This is a genomic window from uncultured Nostoc sp. (genome assembly GCF_964247315.1).
GTDB lineage: Bacteria > Cyanobacteriota > Cyanobacteriia > Cyanobacteriales > Nostocaceae > Nostoc.
In genome coordinates this window covers 12,963-32,865 of sequence record NZ_CAXTTT010000094.1, presented here as the reverse complement: position 1 = coordinate 32,865, position 19,903 = coordinate 12,963, and the positions used below count along the sequence as shown (strand labels likewise).

Below are 19,903 nucleotides of genomic sequence, written 5' to 3'. Positions count from 1 at the left end.
GAGCAGGGGAGCAGGAGGAGAATAATAATGCCCCATCCCCAATGCCCAAAATACAGTTGCTTTTACATTTAGTTCCGATCGTCGGCTTTTTCCCATCCTTGTGGACGCTCTATCGGGGCCAGGGTAGTCGGGAACAACTTGCTATTAGTCGTCTATCTATTACTTTGGCACTTACTTGGTTGTTGAGTTATCTATTATTAGCTACCGGAGCAGCAACTTCAGATTTTTTTCCGCTACGTCTATTTATCCTCAATAGCTTTCTCACGTCAGGTTACTTTTTAGTAAGTGTTTGGTTGATTTTGCGCCTAATGCAGGGCAAATCTGGTCGCTTACCAGGGTTTAGTAGTTTAGCTGAACGAGTGCTTGGCAAGTATTTATCTTAATTTTTTCGGGTGATAATTTGTCGGTGTTTTTACTGATTTTTGGAAAATTTATGGCTGATTTATTTATATATCTAGTCAAATCCAGTTTATTATTGCCATACTTCAGTAAAACATCTCCAGGTTGTCCCAAAAAAAGAATAAATGCTGCTATAAGTGTTGTGGTTGACACTACATTAAAAAGTTAGCACCGATAATTAAGAGTTAGCTATTATGGGTTGATTTGTTTGGGTGTTTCTAGCCTGCAAAATAACTAAATTTGATTAATGAGTAAGTGTGAGGAAGTCTGTGACCATTCAAAGAAGTTCGGCGGAAGAAAACCAGTCGGGAAAAGCCTCAAGGTCTAGTAAAAAAATTTCCCAGAAATCGACATCAGGACGTTGGCTGTGGTTTTGGGTAGGTATGAGTGGTATTGCAATGGTGTCAGCAACTGCGGGGGCGCTTTTAGCGGTGTCTTTGACCAGTACGCCTTTGCAACAAGCCCAGCTAACTCCCAAGGATGAGGCGGCCTTTGATAGCGATCGCATTTCTGGAGGTGTGCTGCGATTTTCAGAATTAACTCGTCCAGTGAATCTTTTGGTGATGGGAATGAGCGTACTTCCGCCAGATATCCAAAACCCTCCAGAAGATACCAAAAACCTCAAATACCTGCCCCAAGTTAACTCCTTTGATGGTCTTTCTGATGTGATGCTCTTGGTCAAATTCGATCCAGAGACGAAAAAAATAAATATGCTCTCCATTCCCAGAGATACCCGCACGGAAATAGAGGGTTATGGAGTGAAAAAAATTAATGCTGCCAATGTTGATGGTGGGCCAGCTTTGACTGCCAGAACTGTCAGCAATCTCTTAGGTGGGGCGGGAATTGATCGCTATATCCGAATTAACGTTTTGGGAGTTGCCAAGCTGATTGATGCTTTGGGTGGCGTGACTGTCTACGTCCCTAAAGATATGAAATACCAAGATGATTCTCAACATTTGTACATCAATTTGAAGGCGGGTAAGCAGCATCTCAACGGCGATCAGGCATTACAATTGCTGCGTTTTCGCCATGATGAACTCGGTGATATTGGTCGGATTCAGCGGCAGCAAATGGTGATTCGCGCTTTGATGGAGCAAACACTCAACCCGGCTACTGTTGCTCAATTACCTAAAGTTCTTGATGTTGTCAAAGAACACATTGATACTAACTTGACGGTTGAAGAGTTAGTGGCGTTAATGGGCTTTGGGGTGCGGACAAATCGCTCTAATATGCAAATGTTAATGCTGCCAGGTCGCTTTAGCGAGAAAGGCGAGTTTGATGCTAGCTATTGGTTGCCCAACAAAAATGGTATTGCGAAACTGATGGCTCAACACTTTGGTTTGGACTCAGAACAGGAACAGCTAGCGACTGCGACCGATCCACGATCTTTGCGTGTAGCAATTCAAGATAGTACAGGTGGCGATCGCTCTAACCTCCAACCGTTAATTAGAGCTTTGGAAAAATCTGGATATCGCAATATCTATGTGGCCAAAGCATGGAGCGAACCTTTAGATGTAACTCATATTGTCGCCCAACAAGGTGATGGTGACAGTGCTGAATCAATCCGCAACACTTTGGGCTTTGGAGAAGTGCGGGTGGAAAGCACTGGCAACCTTGCCTCGGATATCAGTATTCAAGTGGGTCAGGATTGGTTGGAACAAAAATCTATTTTGGAGAAGTCGCTGAGTAAATAATTCGTAATTCGTAATTCGTAATTCGTAATTAATTACGAATTGTGTTGACACTTGGAAGTGATGAAATCCATGTGTTTACACTGGCACAAATGCTGCTGATACTGAATTTACTACCTGGCTCAGTTCTTGGAGTTTAGCTGCTACTACACCATTGGTTAATAATTCTTCTGCTTTCGCTAAACCTTCTGCCATATCTGAACAAATACCACTCCGCCATAAATAAAATCCGCCATTCCACAAGGCTGTTTGCATCAATTCACCTGGTTTACCTGCCAAAACCTCTTGAATATCCGCCACCAGTTCTTCAGTAGTTCCAAGGGGTACGTTCTTGGTAGTAAAGCCGTAATCACGCGGTACAAGGTGCAATCGATCTACCTCTTGGGGTGCTACGGATGAAGATAAGCTGATGATTGCAGTGCGATCGCGCGGTAAGTCGCAACTACCTTCCAATCCTTTAACTAATGTAAATTTTGTTATTCCCCGCAGTCCGAGAGCTATCTGAAACATTCCTTCTGTTGGCGGATGCACAAACCCAGCAATTATGTGAGCATCCCCAGCATAAGGACACCAAATTAGCTCCATTGTTGCCAAGGGCGGGCGTTTGCCAAGTTGGTCGCGGTACTCCCAAATACTTGTAGTTAAGGGAAAATGCTGAGGCAGATAAATAAAGCCGATTCCCGTTTGCTCAAACACTTGTTGGGTTTTTGCTAGGGATAGGGTAGTCCAATCGACTCCTAAACCCTGCCAAATATCTATCAGGGGTAAGCCGTACTTTATTGGTAGGCGATCGCCACCATGCATTACCACTGGTTGTCCCACTGTGGCGAGTAGTAAAGCTGTTACGGGACTAATTGGTGCTGTGCGTGTCCTACCATCATAGGGGATGCCAAGAGCGATCGCTGGTCGCCCAGAGGCTATGGGTTGCAGTTTTGGCCCCAGATCCTCGTAAGCATCCAACATTCCGGCTAACTCTTCCCCCGTTGGACGCTTGATTCGATGAGCAATCAAAAACGCTCCAATTTGGACTGGTGTCGCTTCACCTAGCAGCATCATTTTAGTAGCGATGGCTGCTTGGGCGCGAGTTAAATTCTCGGCTGTGTGGTTTCCGCTGCCTACTTTTTGCAGAAATTCCCGAAATACATTACTCATTTTTCCTTTGTCCTCTGTCCACCGTCATTTGTCCATTGTCCTTTGTCCTTTGTGATAACTGAAAATGACTAATGACCGAATTTTAGATTTAAGAAGGTAAAAATGAGTCGTCAACAGCAGGTTTACTAAAGTATTTAGCCCAGAAGTTTGTCTACCTTTAACAAAGGGCTTAAGCTTGTTGTTAAGCCCTTTGTCTTGTTAATTAAAAGTTATAAAATCAGCTTTCTACTACACAATATATACAGTGAAATTAACTAGGTTGTCTTGACCAAATCGCAGTGAATCACCGTTAAGTAGGCGATACTGCATACCAGGAGTCAGAGGATTGTTGTTTAAATAAATACCATTTGTACTCATATCAACAATCATGTAAGAATTTTGCGACCAGTCCCAATCGACTCGCGCATGACGACGAGAGACTATTCCCTCACTGGGAATACCAGTCAAGTCAATTTCTGGTGGCGCTATTCCTGGACTCTGACTGCGGCGACCAATATAACCTCCTTCCCCAACGAGGTGAAATTCTCTGCCAGTGCTATGAGTCAGCTTTAAAGCTGGCGCTCTTTGAGGCGGAGGGGTATAAACAGGCGGTGTTGGTTGATAGGAAACTCTTGGCTGATAGACTGTTGAATAATCAACGGGGGCTTGTTGGGGAACCTGGTAGTTAGGTTGGTCTGTGGCTGGGCGCTGATACTGAACAGGCGGTTGTTGATTGGGCGGTGGTTGACTAGGCGGTTGTGATGTAGGGGAAACTAGATTATTTACAGGGCCCACAGGAGTAGAACACCAGGGACAAACCTTAGCATTGTTAGGCAGGGCGCGGTTAAAATATTCGCAACTGGGATTAGGGCACCGATTTGCAGGCATAAGATTTTATATCATCAGGCATAGGTTGTAAAGCTACAAGACCTACTTTACTAAGTAAACACTGACCCTGACGAGTAGTTAGCATCTGGGCAAATGTAGAACCACCAGGCAGGCGGTTGCTGTCTTTAGGGTACACTACAAAAATAGGGTATCCCAGAGGGTAGCTTTGGAAAGTTGTGACATCAACATAATAATTATCATGCTGACACAAGTCATCTGAGGGATTAATTGAGCGCCGATCGCGCTTTTGAAACAGAGGTTGAATAGCTGATTTTTTGCCATCTGCGATCGCTAGCGGATAGCCAGTACACTGAGTCGAAGTTTTACTGATAATCCCAAAACTGATAATACCAGTGCTTCGCCCTTCTAAAATCTCACTGCGTATCAGGTTTTGAGTTTTTGTTGTATCAAGCTTAGTAACTTTTGCTGCAAATAAAGCTTCGTCTTGAGGGGCATTTTTCAGAACTATTTCTTGAAATTTACTGATTGCTTCTGGTTCAGTTGGGGCAAAAGGTTTTACAGGCAGATTTGGAAGTTTGGGACTAATCTGCTGCCAATTAGTAATTTTACCTGTGTAAATTTGACGCAATTGCTCAAGATTGATTTGCCCCCCAAGAGCATTGGCAAGATTTGAGTCTCTTTTATTAAATGCTACAAAAACAAGTAACCCATCATAAGCTACTGCTTTTTTCGCAAGTTTATCTGTAATGTTGTCTACCAAACTAGTAATTGCAAAATCTTTTTTGTTTGTTTGGCCTTCTTCGAGACTTTTAATCGGATTATTTATATTTGATGACAAAACAGATTTATAATCAAATGTTGCTGTTGCATCTGACTTTGGTCGGGTCAAGAAATCTCCTAAACGACTGTTGTCCACTAATTGCGTCAAAACAAAACTCCATGTACTATCTTTTTCTCCTGTGTAAGTAAATTGTCCAGAAGGAACGTTGGGGACTTCTGAAAAATTCCGCACAAGTCTAGACCATTGTATATATTGATTAGGACTAACTGTTTTCCTGCCCCAAAGCCAATACCAAATTCCCCCACCAAGTAGTAATAAAAGCAGGATTAATAGCAAGAGTAAGGGCATTGGCAAAGGCTTTTTGATTTCTTGAGAACCTGGCGAACGCACTGAACTTGAACTTTTAGCACGATCTTCTTGAGGAAGTTCTAGCAGTGCTTGACGAGCCGCTTCTGCACTCTCAAAAGGAGTTTCCAGCCCAATTAAACGATAAATAAACTGCTTTAAATGGCTATCGGTATCCGGCCATTGTTGATGATCTCTAGGATCGAGAGGCTGGTTAGATGAAAAATTAGTTGTCCGCCCTACCCATAAATAAAAGGCTAACAATCCTAATGATTCTAAATCTTGCTCAGGTCTAGCGGGCGCGGGTTGAAGAATAATCGGTGGAATAAATAAGTTTTCCCAGATAGCTAAATCACAAAAGTATATAAAAAACTTTTGATTATTTTCTATTTTAATTAAAGTACTATCTAAATTGATATTGCCGTGAGTGATACCCAGTTGTGTTTGATTGGATGGAAAACGCAGCTTTTGGGTGTGAAGAAACTGGAGAGTTTGTAAACCTTGATTTAGTACCTCACGCACATCAGAAGATGTCATGGCTCCCTTCTCTATCAGATATTTACCTAAAGTTTGGGATGACTCTATTCCTTTAGTAATTAAATAACAGCGTTCTCCTTTTTGATCTGCGATCGCTTCTTTAGTTTCCACAAGACGGAAGTTTTGAATTCGACTATCGGCTAAACTTACCCCACCCACCCGTTTAAAAGTCTCTTTCCGCTTTTGAGTCTCACTTTCATTAAAAGAACGATTGGGAAGCAGGTATTCTTTGATGATTACAGGTTGTTTGTTTTTAAGTTGAACACCTGAGTATAAGCGGCCTAAACCCCGCACACCGATAAAACTAGCTATTTGATAAGTTCCCTGACTTCCTTTAATCTCAGCCTCCTGTGGTAAAGTTGCTGGAAAACCACATTCCAAGCAAAACTTAGCACCCTTGATTTGCTGCGCCGTTTGGAAGGGGCGATCGCAACTTAAGGGAGAATTGTACGAGCAGGGGTATTCTTGATATAAAGATTCAAATGAAGGCATATACAAAGAGTTTCGTGAATTGCGCCGATTACTTCCGTCGCGCTCAAGCGTGAACTAATCCTAACTTGAGGGCAGCCACAATCGCTTGAGTCCGGCTAGTAACCTTCAATTTTTCAAAAATACTGGTGAGATGCGCCTTAACAGTAGCAACTGTTACATATAAATGTTTAGCGATTTCTTCATTAGAAGCACCTTGAGTTAACCAGTATAAAACTTCCTGCTCTCTTTCTGTTAAATGCAGATCGTGACATGCTTTCACACAAGAGTCTGAATAAGCCTGAAAAAACCGAAAAAATCGACTAGCAACTTCTGAAGGTAGATAAATTTCCGATCTTGTTACAGTGTCAATAGCCTCACACAATTGGGTTGCCACACGATTTTTAAACACATAACCTGCGGCTCCCGCCTGCATCGCTCTATAAATCCAGTCGTCTTCTTGATGAGCCGACAATACTAAAACTTTGCCAGTGTAAGCAGCTTCTTTAAGATGTGCTAGAACTGTAATTCCATCACATCCTTTCAATTGCATATCCAGCAAAATTAAATCTGGACACTTCTGTGTTGTAAACTTCAAAACCTGCTCAACAGAATCTGCATCACCCATAACTTCTACAGGTAATGCAGAATTAATACTATAAAAATTTAGGAGAGTACGTAACCCTTGACGGAAGCGTTCTTCGTCATCAACGAGCAAAACCGAAAGTTTATTATTAACATTAATCATCTTTTGAATTACGAATTACGAATTACGAATTATTTATCCACTCTTTGGTCGAGGTAAAATCACAGAAATTTGTGCCCCACTTTCTGATAAAATTTGTGCCCAGATACTTCCTTGATGATCCAAAATAATTTTTTTAGCAATAGTTAAACCCAGTCCTGTGCCTCCTTTCCGTCGGGAATAAAATGGGGTAAATATTTTTTTTAAGTCCTCTTGAGACAATCCTGGCCCTTGATCGGAGATTTTAATTAAAACTTCATCTTGAAAAATCTGCCAGCTACAGATAATAGTTCCTGAATTAGGACTAAAATGAGCAGCATTACTGAGGATATTATCAAAAACTTGTTTCATTTGTAATTTGTCTATCTTTAGTATTGTCGATGTATCTGGAATCGATATTTTAAGTTGTTTTTGATTAATTAGAGGTTGCAAATTTGTGAGACTTTCAACCACTAAACTTCTTAAATCTTGAAGTGTTACCCTTAATTTTCCACTTTGACCGCAATCAATCAGTTCATTTAAATTAGTATCTAAATCTTGTATACTTTCGCCGATGATTGTTGCTTGCTCTTGCCAAGGGCTATCCTCTAACCCTAAGCAGAGATTATGTGCATACAATCTTATAAGTCCTAGAGAGTTACGCAATTGATGTCCAACTCGATGCAGGATATCTTCCAAAAGTTTAATTTCAGTTTTTTGTCTTCCATAGTCCAAGGAAATATTTACATACTTACTCAGAAGCATAGCAGAGCGTTTTACGTACAATTGCAAACTCTCTGAGAGAGGTTCATGAGTAATGATTTGAATGTATTCAGGTTTTTGATTTCTATAGCCTATGGGGCAAATGTAAGAAATGGATGAAAAGTCTTTAAGTCTAAATTCATGTAAAGTCAAAGCAGGCGGAAAATCTGTAAGCCATGATTCTGACCGCAAATAAGCTAAAGTTTTTGGGGAAAAAGGAACTTGGTCTTGACCATAATTTATAACTTCTTGATGAGCTTTTAACAATGAATCATGATAGACAATCCGAGCGAAAAAAATTGGATATTGACTAGTTAACTGCTCAGACTCTAGCTGACAAAAGCTTTGGATGTCTGAGGAGTTCAAATAATTCGAGCCATTTTCTAGTTTTTGTACAGAAAAGCCTAGTGTCATAGCTTCACTCGCTTTTTGCAACTAAATGTTTTTACTCTTCTGCTGACTAGTATAAAATTATGCAGTCTCAGGAATGTTTATTTTTTTGTTAAGTTCTCTTTTGAGATAATTCATACAAATAATTATTAAGGTTTGTATTCACACATGTATCAAGCTAACCTTGCTGTGTAAACAAGTTTGTAGTAAGGACTTTAGTCCTATCTTAAGCACTGAAATCTTACTACGTACCCAGGCTTTCGTTAGCTTAATGGACTACTTGGGTGAGCTTTTCAGCCCACCCCACAAGAAAAAATGTAGTGCGTCCAATTAAGAACTGCTCCAGATTAATCTACAAACTGAAGTTGCTGCTTTTCGGATTTTTGATCTAATACCCCATTTAAAAAATATCGACAAAAGTCTAATTAACTTTAGAAGCCTGATACATATACTGTAGATGCATCTGGATTAGCTACCAGCAGAACACCCTGATGCTTATCTTCGTTCTTCAAACTTTAGCCGAAATTCTAGCTGGAGGAACCTCACTTACCAGTACAGAGCAAATTGACTTTAGCCATCCTGGTAATCGTAGGGAAGAGGGAGCAGGCCCGACTCTCAATTTATATATTTTTGATATACGTGAGAGTAAGCAGGTACAACATTCTGGCAGGCAAGTTGAACGCAAGCTAACACGCGCTCTACAACCTGCCACTGTAAATTGGGCACCCGCTTGGTTTGATGTTTCGCTGCTATTAACAGCCTGGGATAGAACAGCTTTAGGTGAGCATCACTTTATTAGTGAGGCGTTAACCGTGCTGTTGCGCCATCGCACCTTGGAAGAAGAGTTTTTGGTTCCTGAATTGCGGGGCTATGGGAATTTGAACCTGACAGTTGCCTTAGAGCCGCCAATTGAGATTGGCTCTTTATGGAGCGCTCTCAATGTGCCATTGCGTTCAGCCTTATATTTGACAGTTACAATACCCTTTGAGCCACAACCTACTCCAGTACCTTTGGTTTGGGAGCGAATTTTCAATTTGCGAAATCAATCGTCTCGCGATAGTGACAGTCTAGTATTAACCAGGCGAGTTGCGATCGCGGGTATTGTCAAAAGTGCGGTGACAAATCTGCCGTTGGTAGCGACAGAAGTGGTTGTAAGGGGAACTGAAAAGTCCATATTAACCACCAAAGAAGGGCTGTTCTTCTTTGAAGACCTTCATTTAGGTAATTATGTTTTGACTCTGAATCATTCTGGCTATTTACCCCAAAACGTCAATGCATTGGTAGATAACCAAAGTAATACTTTCAAAGAAATATTTCTAACTCCTGAATAATTAGATTTTTACTAACTTGGAGAGACTTTCATGGCTAGACTTGATTACTTTGCTCCTGGTGTCTATATTGAAGAAGTTGACCGAGGTAGCCGACCAATTGAAGGTGTTAGCACAGCAGTTGCCGGATTTGTCGGTTTTACTGAAGACGTTCGCGGTGGGGCTGAGTTATACAAGCCCATGCTAGTAACCACTTGGACGCAATACTTAAACTACTTTGCCCGTCTCAACTCTGATGGCTTCACCGACTTCAACGCTTATTTACCCTTTTCAGTCTACGGCTACTTTATGAATGGTGGCGGTCGTTGCTGGGTAACAAGCATCGGGACTCAATTACCAGGCGCACCCAGACCCGCAACTCCAGAACCAGCTAACTTACGAATTAACGCTCGAGGTAATCGTCCAGCCCTGCGCTTTACTTTGCGCCCTGAGCAAGCATCAGGTGGATTAGTAAATATTGTAATTATTGATGGTTCGCCCCGCGCTCTACCCGAAGGTAATGAAGGAGAAGGGCCTCCCAATACAGGTGAATATTTTACCATCGAAATTCGTCGGGGAGATGAACTTCTAGAGCAATACGAAAACTTGACAATGAACCGCGAGCCTGCTAATCAGGTAGCCACTTATGCGCTGGCGGCATTGAGAAATTCGATGTATGTCACTGTAGAAGATATTACTCAAAGCGGACAGCCTTTAGCTCGTCGTCCGGTTAATGGTCAATATGAACTAGCGCCGCCGATTGTTGCCACTCCGCCCGATAGATTTTCGCAAAATTTAGAAGGGGTTCGAGACGATCGCACCGGAGTACGCGGTATCTTTGAAGTTGATGAAATCACGATGCTGGCCTGTCCTGATGTGATGCGGGCTTATCAAGAGCAGGTGCTTAATTTAGATCAAGTCCACGGCATCATCGAACTGATGATTAGTATGTGTGAGGGTTCTGCCAGTGGCGATATTCCTAATCCGCCCAACCGCATGGTTGTCTTGGATGCGCCACCGGAAGCCGTCAAACCTCAACAAGTAGTGGAATGGTTGAATAGGTTTAACCGTCGTTCGATGTTTGCGGCCCTTTATTATCCTTGGATTAAAGTACCTAATCCACGCGATCGCGGTAATCCAATTTTAGTACCTCCTTGTGGTCATGTGATGGGTGTTTGGGCCCGTACCGACGAAACTAGAGGAGTTTATAAAGCGCCTGCAAATGAAGTTCCCAGAGGCGTAATTGGTTTGGGTTATGACACAAACTTCCGCGAACAAGAACTATTAAACCCCTTGGGAATAAATTGTATTCGCAGCTTCCCCAATCGAGGTATCCGCATTTGGGGCGCACGCACTCTAGTTGAGCCAGATAAAACAGAGTGGCGTTACATCAGTGTGCGTCGGCTAATTAGCTATATCGAAAAATCTCTAGAATTAGGGACTCAATGGGTAGTTTTTGAACCGAACGACCAAGATTTATGGGCGCGTGTCACCCGCACCGTCAGTAATTTCTTAGAGCGTATCTGGCGTGAAGGTGCTTTATTTGGGGCATCTCCAGCACAAGCATTTTATGTGAAGTGCGACGAAGAATTAAACCCACCAGAAACCAGGATTTTAGGACGTTTATATATTGAAGTCGGTGTTTGTCCCGTCAGACCAGCGGAGTTTGTTGTTTTCCGCATCAGCCAATGGAATGGCATTGAAGATAACGAATAGGGCAATTCAATTTTGGATTTTGGATTGCGGATTTGGGATTAAATTTCAATCCAAAATCTAAAATCCAAAATCTAAAATCTAAAATTCTTGTTCACCATTCCCAAATTAACTACACACAAAGGAGTCTAAAAGTATGGCAGGCGAATTTTTAACCTCTTGTAAATTTTACTTCGAGGCTGATGGAATTACTGATAAGTTCATTAAAGAAATTAGCGGACTAGGCGTTGAGAATACACCAGCACAAGAAGTTCACGGTTCATCTAAGGGTGCAAAACTAATGCGTCAAGCTACACCAACTGTTGTTAAATTTACCAATATCACAGTAAAAGTCATCGCCACTGATGATATAGACCTTTATAAATGGTATCAAGAGTGTAACGAAGATATGGGAGACCCTCGGAAGTGGGCACAGAATCGTAAGACTGGTTCAGTCGTTGCTTACGACCAACAAGGCTCTGAAAAGGCACGGTGGAACATTGTCAATTGTTATCCTTGTAAATACACTGGACCTACCTTAACAGCCTCTGGTGGTGATATGGCAAACGAGACTGTTGAATTAGTTCACGAAGGAATTAAACGAATTAAATAATTTAGTATTTGCAGTAATTAACAGTGGTACAATCCGCAAGTCGAATTCCAGAAGTTCTTACAGCCCATCGGTTCTATTTAGAACTGACACTAGATGGTCAAAACGATGCCAATTGTTTCTTTTTGGAGTGTCAAGGCTTCAAAAGAACACAAGAGGTTGTTGAAATTACTGAAGTCACTTCTCAAAGCTGGGGTACAAAAGGGCAGTCAAAAGGTCAGGTGGTGAGAACTAAGCTTCCCAGCAATCCTAAGAGTGGTAATCTCATTCTGCGTAGAGGTACCACTAAATCTATGGATTTTTGGAAGTGGTTTGAAAAAGTCCAACAGGGTAATTGGTCTGAGCAACGTAGACTTGTTGCTTTGTCTATTTATAATCAGGCAAATGAAGAAGTAGCTAGATTTGAATTAGCCGGTGCTTGGCCTGCAAGTTACAAGATTGCCGATGTCAACGCCCGCAGCCATGACATCGAAATTGAGGAGGTGGAGGTTGCTTTTGAGGAATTTAAACGCGTGAAGTAATTAGGAGGATTATGTTTCCCACAGAGTTTGAATTTACACTGCCAAAGGGGTATCTAGACTCTGAAGGCAACCTCCATCGCAAAGGTGTAATGCGGTTATCAACGGCGATAGACGAGATTGCACCCTTGCGTGACCCACGCGTTAAAGCTAATCCCGTTTATGCCACAATTATTATCTTGGCGCGAGTGATTACCCACTTGGGTGCTTTATCAGAAGTGACTCCTGCAATCGTGGAAAACTTTTTTTCCCAAGATTTAAATTACCTCCAAGATTTTTACCGTCGAATCAATGGATTGGAAGGTGAAACTTCCATACCAGAAGATACAGTAAATTCTCCCGAAGCACTTCTTCATAATTGAGTTGGGCATGGGGCATAGGGAGTGGGGAGCAAGGAGCAGGAGAGCAGAGAGCAAAGACTCATTAAAGGAGTTCAAAGCCTCATTAAAGGAGTTCAAATACTCATTAATGGAGTTCAAATACTCATTAATGGAGTTCAAAGCCTTATTAATGGAGTTCAAAGCCTCATTAAAGGAGTTCAAAGCCTCATTAATGGAGTTCAAAGCCTTATTAATGGAGTTCAAAGCCTTATTAATGGAGTTCAAAGCCTCATTAGCCTCGTTCCCAGCCTTCAGGCTGGGAACCAGTCAGAGACTCATACTCAATGCCCAAATTCAATAACCTATGCGCCGTAAAAAAGATACTCTCTGCACAGAATTTGCTTTCACTCTTCCTAGAGGATTGAGTGATAGTGAACAACGAGTACATCGTCATGGGATGATGCGTTTAGCCACCGCCAAAGATGAAATTTTGGTACAACAAGAGCGCAAAGTTCAGGAAAATCCAGCTTATGGCGTTTTGGTGATGCTTGCACGGGTTATTACTCGCTTGGGTAGTTTCAACTCTGTTAGTCCTGATTTACTTGAAGGACTGCTTTTACATGACATTGCCTATCTCCGAGAATTTTACAATCGAATCAATCAGCAAGGCAATGTACACATTCCGACACAATGTCCCCACTGTAATACTCAATTTTCAGTGGAGCTAGAACTAGCGGGGGAGTCGTAAGCTACCCCTCTGATACTTTATATGAGGAGGTAGCTTTTATTGCTTATCATTTCCACTGGTCACAAGATGATATTTTAAATTTAGAACATACTACCCGTCAGCGCTGGGTAGGAGAAATCAATAAAATTAACCAAAAATTAATATGAAAGTAAAAGTTAGCTACTCACCAAATCTAAGTGAAGTCAATGAAGTTGACCTTACCACAGAAACTACAACGAGAGGAGAATGGGTAATAGGTCGTTCTCCTGATTCTGATTTAGTCTTAGACAGCCCTGATATCAGTCGGGTACATGCTAAGTTTTTTGTCAAAAGTGGAAATTACTACTTCTCTGACCTTGGCAGTAGAAATGGCTCAATATTTAATGGGAAACAAGCTGAAAAAGATCGACCATATTCTTTGAGCGATGGAGACGTTATTCGGATTGCAGATTATGTTTTGATTTTGGAAGCAGTTGCTCCTGCCTATGAGCAACCAGAGACAGTCTTTAGAATTATAGATCCTTCGCTGTTTTCTCGGCCGCGATCGCCTGAAAATGTCAGCGCTGCCAATGTTGTTAATCCAGCCCCAGAAGTAGTCAACGAAGTTCCAGCGCCGATTAGTCAAGAAGTAGAAACACCTGAAATTAAAGCTGCTTCCCCAGAAATCAGCGAAATCTCAGAAGTTGTTTCTAATCAACCTGATGATGTCATCCCGGTTGTTGAGATAATCGCCCCTGAAAACATAATTCAACCACCAGAAGCAGTCAACGAAGTTCCACACGATGTTCGTGATGAAATTGGGGATTTGCGGACATTCAGTAAACCAAACGGTGAGGAAGTAGAAGTTCCAGAAGTTAGCGAAGTCTCAGAAATTTCTTTGACCGAACCTGATGAGGCCATAGCTGCACCTGAAAACATCATTGAAACTCCTGAAGAGGAAAGTGTCCTTCCAGAAGCTAACCACGATGAGGCTGTAGGCTTTGAAGCACCACTGGCGACAGAATCTACTTTCGTACAACAGCGTGATACAAGTGCTATTCCAGAAACTACCGACGACGAGGATGCAGAGTTAGAGGCAGCACTAGCAGCAGAAGTTACCTTCGTACAGCCACGCGATATTTTCAACGAAGTTCCTGCACAGAGTTTTATTCCCGAAGCTAACTACGATGAAAATGCAGAGTTGGAGGCAGCATTAGCAGCAGAAGTTACCTCCGTACAGCCGCGCGATATTTTCCACCATGTATCTGAGGAGAAGAGTGACATTCCCGAAGCTACTCATGATGAAGTAGTGAATTTGGATACGCCAGTCGCAGAAAAAGCCAGTGAAGTTGTTGAAAACGAAGAGATTCAGCCACAAGAAGCATTGAGCCAAGCTACACAGGATACCACTGATGAAGCGATAGATTGGGATACGTCAGTTACAGCAGCAGACAGCGCAGATGTTGACGAAGTAAAACCTACTTCTGCGGTGGATGAAACAATAAGCGAAGTTTCTGAACCATCAACTGTACCTGATGATGCCGTTGCGGAAGTTTTAAGCAATCAACATATTGATTTGAGTAATGCAAGTACTGAAGAAGTTAATCAATATGTTGATGATGTTGCTGCACAAATAAGTGAAATTTCTGACTCAGATGATATTCCATCTTTGGAAACAACAGAAAGTGGATCAACTGAGAGCATCAGTCAAACTATTGAAGAATTACCTGAAGTAGAAGATCATTTTGATGAAACTCCAGAAGAAACAAATGTCAGTGAGTCTCCTCAAGCAATCATTGAAAAAAATATAGTACTGATTGCTCATGAAAGCAAGAAATCAGAACTTGCTGAATTGGTTTCTGAACATCAGGAATTTTTCTCGCATAGTTTTACAATTACCTGGCCATCTGTTAGTGAAGTCTTACATCAACAAGCAGGGATAACTATTAGTCAACAAACTGCCGCACCAACTTCTGGAGGATATCAAACAATTGCTTCATTGGTTGGAGCCGGAGAAATTGTAGCAGTTATTTTCCTGCGAGATTTGCTGCAACCTCAGCCTGGTCAAGCAAATGAAGAGGCACTGTTAAGATTATGCACTATTAATCAAGTTTTATTGGCTACTAATTTGTCAACAGCAGAAGCGATCGTGCATTACCTGAAACACATATAGCAATTCTAAATTAGTCACGAACAACAAGATACCGGACTTATTAAATAAGTTCGGTATCTGACGTGTTAGTGTTTGCAGGTAAAATATGATTACTGTATTTTTTGAAAAGTTGCAAATTGCATAGAATAATTTCAACAATAAAAATTAATCTCAAAATATACGTATATTTTAAAATAAAATCTATTTCAAAAAATGGTTGTAAATTTTAAAAGTTTATTTAGACAGCCAGTTATTCTTTCAAGTGCGATCGCTACAATTTTACTAGTAGGCATTCAAAAACTTGGGGTTTTCGAGCCTCTAGAAATGAAAGTCTACGACCAAATGATGCAATTACGTGCTGACTCAGGCCCAGACACTCGTCTGTTGATTGTTGCTTTAAGTGAAAAAGATATCCAAAAATGGAATTGGCCCCTTTCTAGTGAACTTCTAGACCGGGTATTAGGCAAACTTGAAGAATATCAACCGCGAGTCATTGGTCTAGATATTTTTCGTGACTTACCAGTACCGCCTGGTCATGACAAACTACTGCAACGCCTCCAACAGAGCGATATCATCATTCCTATTTGCAAACATTCTGGTTCTAACAATCCGGGAATAGCACCCCCAAAAGGCGTTGAAGCAGAGCGAGTCGGATTTAATGATGTTGTAGAAGATACTGATGCTACAATTCGTCGTAACTTATTATTGGTAAGTACAGAAGAATCCGATCCTTGTCAAAGTACTTATTCTTTTAGCTTACAACTAGCACTTAAATATTTAGAAGTTGGAGGCATCCAACTAGAATTTACCCCAAAAAAAGAACTAAGACTACGAAATACTGTATTTAAACCATTGCAAAGTAATGCTGGCGGTTATCAGAAAGCGGATACAAATGGCTACCAAATTCTGCTTAACTACCGTTCTGGTCATCAGGTTGCCCAGCAGGTAACTATTACAGAAGTACTTGCAAATCAAGTTAAACCAGATTTAGTTAAAGACCGCATCGTTTTGATTGGTTCAACAGCTAATAGTTTAAATGATATTTTTAATACGCCCTTTGCTAGTGGTAAGTCGGATAATTCTGGCAAGATGGCCGGAATTGAAATTCATGCCCACAGCGTTAGTCAAATTCTCAGTGCTGTTCTGAACAAACAGCCTCTATTTTGGTTTTTGCCTGAATGGGGTAAAGTCCTTTGGATATGGGGATGGACTGTAGTTGGTGGGTTACTGGTATGGCGGATTCAACATCCACTAGGCTTAGGATTGGCAGGAGCAACAGCCCTTGCAGTATTATTTGGAGCCAATTTTGTCATTTTTACCCAAGCTGGATGGTTGCCAGTCATACCTCCGGCGTTGGGGTTAGTATTTACCGCCAGCAGTGTCCTTGCCTATAGTGCTTATCAAACCAAGCAAGAGCAAAAAGAAATTACCCAACGGGTTCAAGAACACCAACAATTAATTCTAGAATTGCAAGGTCTTTTACGGCAGCGTGGCAACGCCTCAAATGAAGCGCCAACGCTAATTGTTGATTCCATTGGGCAAGAAATTGCACTAGGAACGGTACTAAACAACCGCTACAAAATTATTCAACCCTTGGGTTCTGGAGGATTTAGCAATACTTATTTGGCTGATGATATCCAGCGTCCTGGTAATCCGCAGTGTGTGGTTAAACAGTTGCGACCTCCTTGCCAAGATGCAGAATATTTAAATGTTGTCAGACGCCTATTCGACGCTGAAGCAGAAATTTTAGAAACTTTGGGTAAGCATCCACAAATTCCCCAACTGCTAGCTTTTTTTGAAGAAAATCGACAATTTTCTTTAGTGCAAGAATTTGTTCAAGGGCACGCTATGGATAAAGAGCTAACCACTGGGAAGCGACTAAAACAAGCTGAAGTTGTGGAGATACTCAAAGAAGTTTTAAACGTGCTGGTTTTTGTTCATAGCTATGGCGTAATCCATCGAGATATCAAACCTAGTAACTTGATTAGGCGAGAATCAGATCGGCACATTGTTTTAATTGACTTTGGCGCTGTTAAGCAGATTCAACCTCAGCAGCAAGAAGCTCAGACAATTTCAATTGGCACTCCTAGTTATGCACCTTCTGAACAAATGAGTGGATTGCCAAAACTCAACAGTGATATTTATGCATTGGGAATTATGGGAATACAAGGTTTAACTGGGGTAGAACCCAGAGAGTTTCGTAGAGACACAAATACTGGTGAAATAATTATCCAAAGCCAAGCTGATGCTAATCAACAGATTTGGCAACATTGGCGCGAATTAGCTGAGGCTACAGACGAGTTGGTTATGATTTTAAATAAAATGGTACATTTCGACTTCACTCAAAGATATCAGTCAGCCGCAGAGGTGCTTAAAAAGCTCGAAAGTCTTTAGTACTTTTTGTAACACTAAATTGCTAATAAAAAAGCTCGGTCATGCGAGTGACCAAGCTCTTAACTATTTCAATCAATCATTGCACGTAAAATAGTGCGTAGGCGTAGCCCGTCGTAGACATCGCAAACTCATTAGTTACCAAATTGTTCCAAATTTACCTTGACAACTTTGTTCTTTTCTTGCTCAGTTTTAGGTAGTATTAGATTCAAGATGCCATCTTTATAATCTGCCGTAACGTTAGTGTTTTGAATCCGAGCCGATAGAGGAATTACGCGTTGAAATTTACCGTAATGAAACTCACTTCTGGTAACACCTTTTTCCTCTGTTTTCGCTTCAGACTTCCGCTCACCGCTAACGTAAACAGCATTTTCTGTGACTTGCACATCCAGGTCTTTAGCTTCTATTCCTGGCAGTTCCAGCTTCAGATGAATCGCATCTTCAGTTTCTTGGATTTCAGCAGCAGGAACTTTGCTTAAGCCTTTGTCAAACAATGCAGATGGTAGTCTGGTATCTTCAAATAAACTATTGATTTGGTGTTGTAGAGTGTCAATTTATCTCCAAGGATTCCAACGAACTAGTGTCATAACTCTTCCTCGCATTAGTTAGCTTTGTTTAATAAGTTTTGCACTTCAATTTGTGCTTACATATTCATATTATGTAGAGTTAAAGCTGCTGTAAATTCGGTTTTTAACACCAACTAATTGATGATTACCGTACCAAACTAGATATGAGAGAAATTACGGTTTACTCTAATTTATATGTTCGGTAAACCAGAATATATAAATTAGATTTAATTTATACTAAACCTAAATTTTATGTTGAAAGGGATAGTGCAGAAATGCGATACCTCAGTTGGACTATGCCTACAACTAAGTAACAGCGCTGCATAAATTTTTAGATAACCTCAGTTAAATAGATATCTGTTCAAGTTTGTTTTACCTCAAACCCTTTGATACTACTGTTCTTGCTTATCAAATGATGGGTCTTAGCAACTTTTAATGATTTGTCAGATGCACTCAATTAAATCACCCGAATGGGTGAAAAGCAAATCAACCGTTCAGGTGAACTGGGTGCAGGAAGTTAAGACAGATAAAAAATAAGACTCTATTACTCAAGAACACTAATTGCACTTCACTATAACTAAGGATAATCTTATGAAATTCTCTATCTTGATTGATTCTGTATTCATTGTTACTTCTATTGCTTTATTGCCTGGAATCGGTAGCACTCAAATAGCTACTAACAATAGTGGCGAGCCTATAGCTATCAACTCTAACAATTTATCCACTCATTCTACTAACGTTAGCTACCTCAAACCCTTTGATGCTGTATTTCTAGCTTATCAAAGTAATCTAAAAGCACAGGGTAGTCCTAGCAGTAGCGCTTTGGTATCTCAATACCAAAAATAATTTATCTTACTAAGTACAGACTTGCGAAGGTTCGTAATGGATTTATAAAATGCTGTACTATCATCTGGTTACTTTGACAAGAAAATGCCTAACCGAGCAGGAAAAGCTGCTGTCTCCCCCTAATCACCTATCTAATTCGCAAAAATTACTTTGACCCCTCCAACACCTTAGCTTGGAGGGGTTTTTAGTTGGTGCTACGGTTGCTACTTGCTCTAGCGTCATCCTATGCACAGTAGCACTGCAATGCTTTCTGCTCCCACAAGGGCGTAACTTATCACACTTTTAGAAAAAAGGGACAGGTCATAAATTATTTACTGTTCTATCAAATTAACGTTGTTAAGTTACTCAGCAGGTGTAGTTTTCACTTCCAGGCTGTGTTAGATATTGTGACGCGAAACAGGAGTATAGATACGTTGCTAAAGCTTTCTCCCGAATCTCCTTTATTTATTGTATTAATCATTATTAGTTTTCTAGTAGTAACATTGTCAACTTGGTTATCATCTAAACCATTTGTATTAAAACCATTTGGAGTTAATGATATTGTCCAGTTACTCACATTGCAATTATTTCTTTCTTTATTGTTAGAGTGTTCTTTAGAAGTTTTTATAAGTACTTGGCGTGGCACATTCGTCGAACAATTAGATATTAGTATTCAGCAAGAAAAGACTCTAATCTCTGAGAAAATAAAACTTATAGAAGGATAACATCTGTGTAGGTT

20 protein-coding genes are annotated in these 19,903 nt (G+C 40.9%); 14 read left to right on the top strand and 6 right to left on the bottom strand.

From position 1 onward, the window contains the following. The first annotated feature begins 41 nt into the window (after positions 1–41). Together ACFE93_RS24475 and ACFE93_RS24470 are read left to right on the top strand one after the other, a co-directional pair. A complete protein-coding gene (locus ACFE93_RS24475) occupies positions 42–383 on the top strand; it encodes a hypothetical protein (protein WP_292863089.1) in 342 nt (113 codons plus the stop codon). Between the two features lie 285 nt (positions 384–668). Further along, positions 669–2,093 carry an LCP family protein gene (locus ACFE93_RS24470; protein ID WP_375477091.1) on the top strand — a complete coding sequence of 475 codons (1,425 nt, stop codon included), beginning with the start codon at positions 669–671 and terminating at the stop codon, positions 2,091–2,093. A 75-nt stretch (positions 2,094–2,168) separates the two neighbouring features. Here the strand turns inward: ACFE93_RS24470 and ACFE93_RS24465 are convergent, their stop codons facing one another. From ACFE93_RS24465 to ACFE93_RS24445, 5 genes are all read right to left on the bottom strand, one after another. Next, positions 2,169–3,242, bottom strand: a complete 1,074-nt coding sequence (locus tag ACFE93_RS24465; protein WP_375477089.1) for an anthranilate phosphoribosyltransferase family protein — start codon at positions 3,240–3,242, stop codon at positions 2,169–2,171. A 228-nt stretch (positions 3,243–3,470) separates the two neighbouring features. Next, complete coding sequence (locus tag ACFE93_RS24460) at positions 3,471–4,109, bottom strand: FHA domain-containing protein (RefSeq protein WP_375477087.1); 639 nt, start codon at positions 4,107–4,109, stop codon at positions 3,471–3,473. Then, the gene (locus ACFE93_RS24455) at positions 4,087–6,225 is read right to left on the bottom strand and encodes a substrate-binding domain-containing protein (RefSeq protein WP_375477085.1); all 2,139 of its coding nucleotides are present in this window, start codon (positions 6,223–6,225) and stop codon (positions 4,087–4,089) included. Before ACFE93_RS24455 ends, ACFE93_RS24460 begins: the two co-directional genes overlap by 23 nt. Before the next feature lie 43 nt (positions 6,226–6,268). Then, positions 6,269–6,949: a response regulator gene (locus tag ACFE93_RS24450; protein WP_375477083.1), complete on the bottom strand. Its 681-nt coding sequence runs from the start codon at positions 6,947–6,949 to the stop codon at positions 6,269–6,271. A gap of 33 nt (positions 6,950–6,982) precedes the next feature. Then, on the bottom strand, positions 6,983–8,101 hold the full coding sequence (locus ACFE93_RS24445; RefSeq protein ID WP_375477081.1) for a sensor histidine kinase: 1,119 nt from the start codon (positions 8,099–8,101) through the stop codon (positions 6,983–6,985). A 467-nt stretch (positions 8,102–8,568) separates the two neighbouring features. Between ACFE93_RS24445 and ACFE93_RS24440 the strand changes: the two genes are divergently transcribed. The 10 genes from ACFE93_RS24440 to ACFE93_RS24395 all read left to right on the top strand — a co-directional run bounded on the left by ACFE93_RS24440 (position 8,569) and on the right by ACFE93_RS24395 (position 17,776). Then, on the top strand, positions 8,569–9,408 hold the full coding sequence (locus tag ACFE93_RS24440) for a Pvc16 family protein (RefSeq protein WP_375477079.1): 840 nt from the start codon (positions 8,569–8,571) through the stop codon (positions 9,406–9,408). Positions 9,409–9,438: 30 nt separating this feature from the next. Beyond that, on the top strand, positions 9,439–11,100 hold the full coding sequence (locus tag ACFE93_RS24435; protein ID WP_375477077.1) for a phage tail sheath family protein: 1,662 nt from the start codon (positions 9,439–9,441) through the stop codon (positions 11,098–11,100). Between the two features lie 133 nt (positions 11,101–11,233). After that, positions 11,234–11,689, top strand: coding sequence for a phage tail protein (locus tag ACFE93_RS24430; protein ID WP_375477075.1), 456 nt, complete (start codon positions 11,234–11,236; stop codon positions 11,687–11,689). A 23-nt stretch (positions 11,690–11,712) separates the two neighbouring features. Continuing rightward, a complete protein-coding gene (locus ACFE93_RS24425) occupies positions 11,713–12,207 on the top strand; it encodes a phage tail protein (protein WP_375477073.1) in 495 nt (164 codons plus the stop codon). Positions 12,208–12,218: 11 nt separating this feature from the next. After that, a complete protein-coding gene (locus tag ACFE93_RS24420) occupies positions 12,219–12,566 on the top strand; it encodes a hypothetical protein (protein WP_181931614.1) in 348 nt (115 codons plus the stop codon). A gap of 7 nt (positions 12,567–12,573) precedes the next feature. Then, positions 12,574–12,885, top strand: a complete 312-nt coding sequence (locus ACFE93_RS24415; protein ID WP_375477071.1) for a hypothetical protein — start codon at positions 12,574–12,576, stop codon at positions 12,883–12,885. Between the two features lie 3 nt (positions 12,886–12,888). Then, positions 12,889–13,272, top strand: coding sequence for a phage tail assembly protein (locus ACFE93_RS24410; protein ID WP_375477069.1), 384 nt, complete (start codon positions 12,889–12,891; stop codon positions 13,270–13,272). Beyond that, the gene (locus ACFE93_RS24405; protein WP_334918903.1) at positions 13,236–13,418 is read left to right on the top strand and encodes a DUF6760 family protein; all 183 of its coding nucleotides are present in this window, start codon (positions 13,236–13,238) and stop codon (positions 13,416–13,418) included. Before ACFE93_RS24410 ends, ACFE93_RS24405 begins: the two co-directional genes overlap by 37 nt. Then, positions 13,415–15,403: an FHA domain-containing protein gene (locus ACFE93_RS24400; protein ID WP_375477067.1), complete on the top strand. Its 1,989-nt coding sequence runs from the start codon at positions 13,415–13,417 to the stop codon at positions 15,401–15,403. The genes ACFE93_RS24405 and ACFE93_RS24400 overlap by 4 nt, the downstream gene beginning before the upstream one ends. A gap of 192 nt (positions 15,404–15,595) precedes the next feature. After that, a complete protein-coding gene (locus ACFE93_RS24395) occupies positions 15,596–17,776 on the top strand; it encodes a CHASE2 domain-containing protein (RefSeq protein ID WP_375477065.1) in 2,181 nt (726 codons plus the stop codon). A 131-nt stretch (positions 17,777–17,907) separates the two neighbouring features. On the opposite strand, the gene ACFE93_RS24390 is transcribed toward ACFE93_RS24395, so the two are convergent. Continuing rightward, positions 17,908–18,327, bottom strand: a complete 420-nt coding sequence (locus tag ACFE93_RS24390; protein ID WP_375477093.1) for an Hsp20/alpha crystallin family protein — start codon at positions 18,325–18,327, stop codon at positions 17,908–17,910. Positions 18,328–18,930: 603 nt separating this feature from the next. On the opposite strand from ACFE93_RS24390, the gene ACFE93_RS24385 reads away from it, so the two are divergent. Both ACFE93_RS24385 and ACFE93_RS24380 read left to right on the top strand, forming a co-directional pair. Continuing rightward, positions 18,931–19,185, top strand: coding sequence for a hypothetical protein (locus ACFE93_RS24385; protein ID WP_375477063.1), 255 nt, complete (start codon positions 18,931–18,933; stop codon positions 19,183–19,185). A 386-nt stretch (positions 19,186–19,571) separates the two neighbouring features. Then, on the top strand, positions 19,572–19,889 hold the full coding sequence (locus ACFE93_RS24380) for a hypothetical protein (RefSeq protein WP_375477062.1): 318 nt from the start codon (positions 19,572–19,574) through the stop codon (positions 19,887–19,889). The last annotated feature ends 14 nt before the right edge of the window (positions 19,890–19,903 follow it).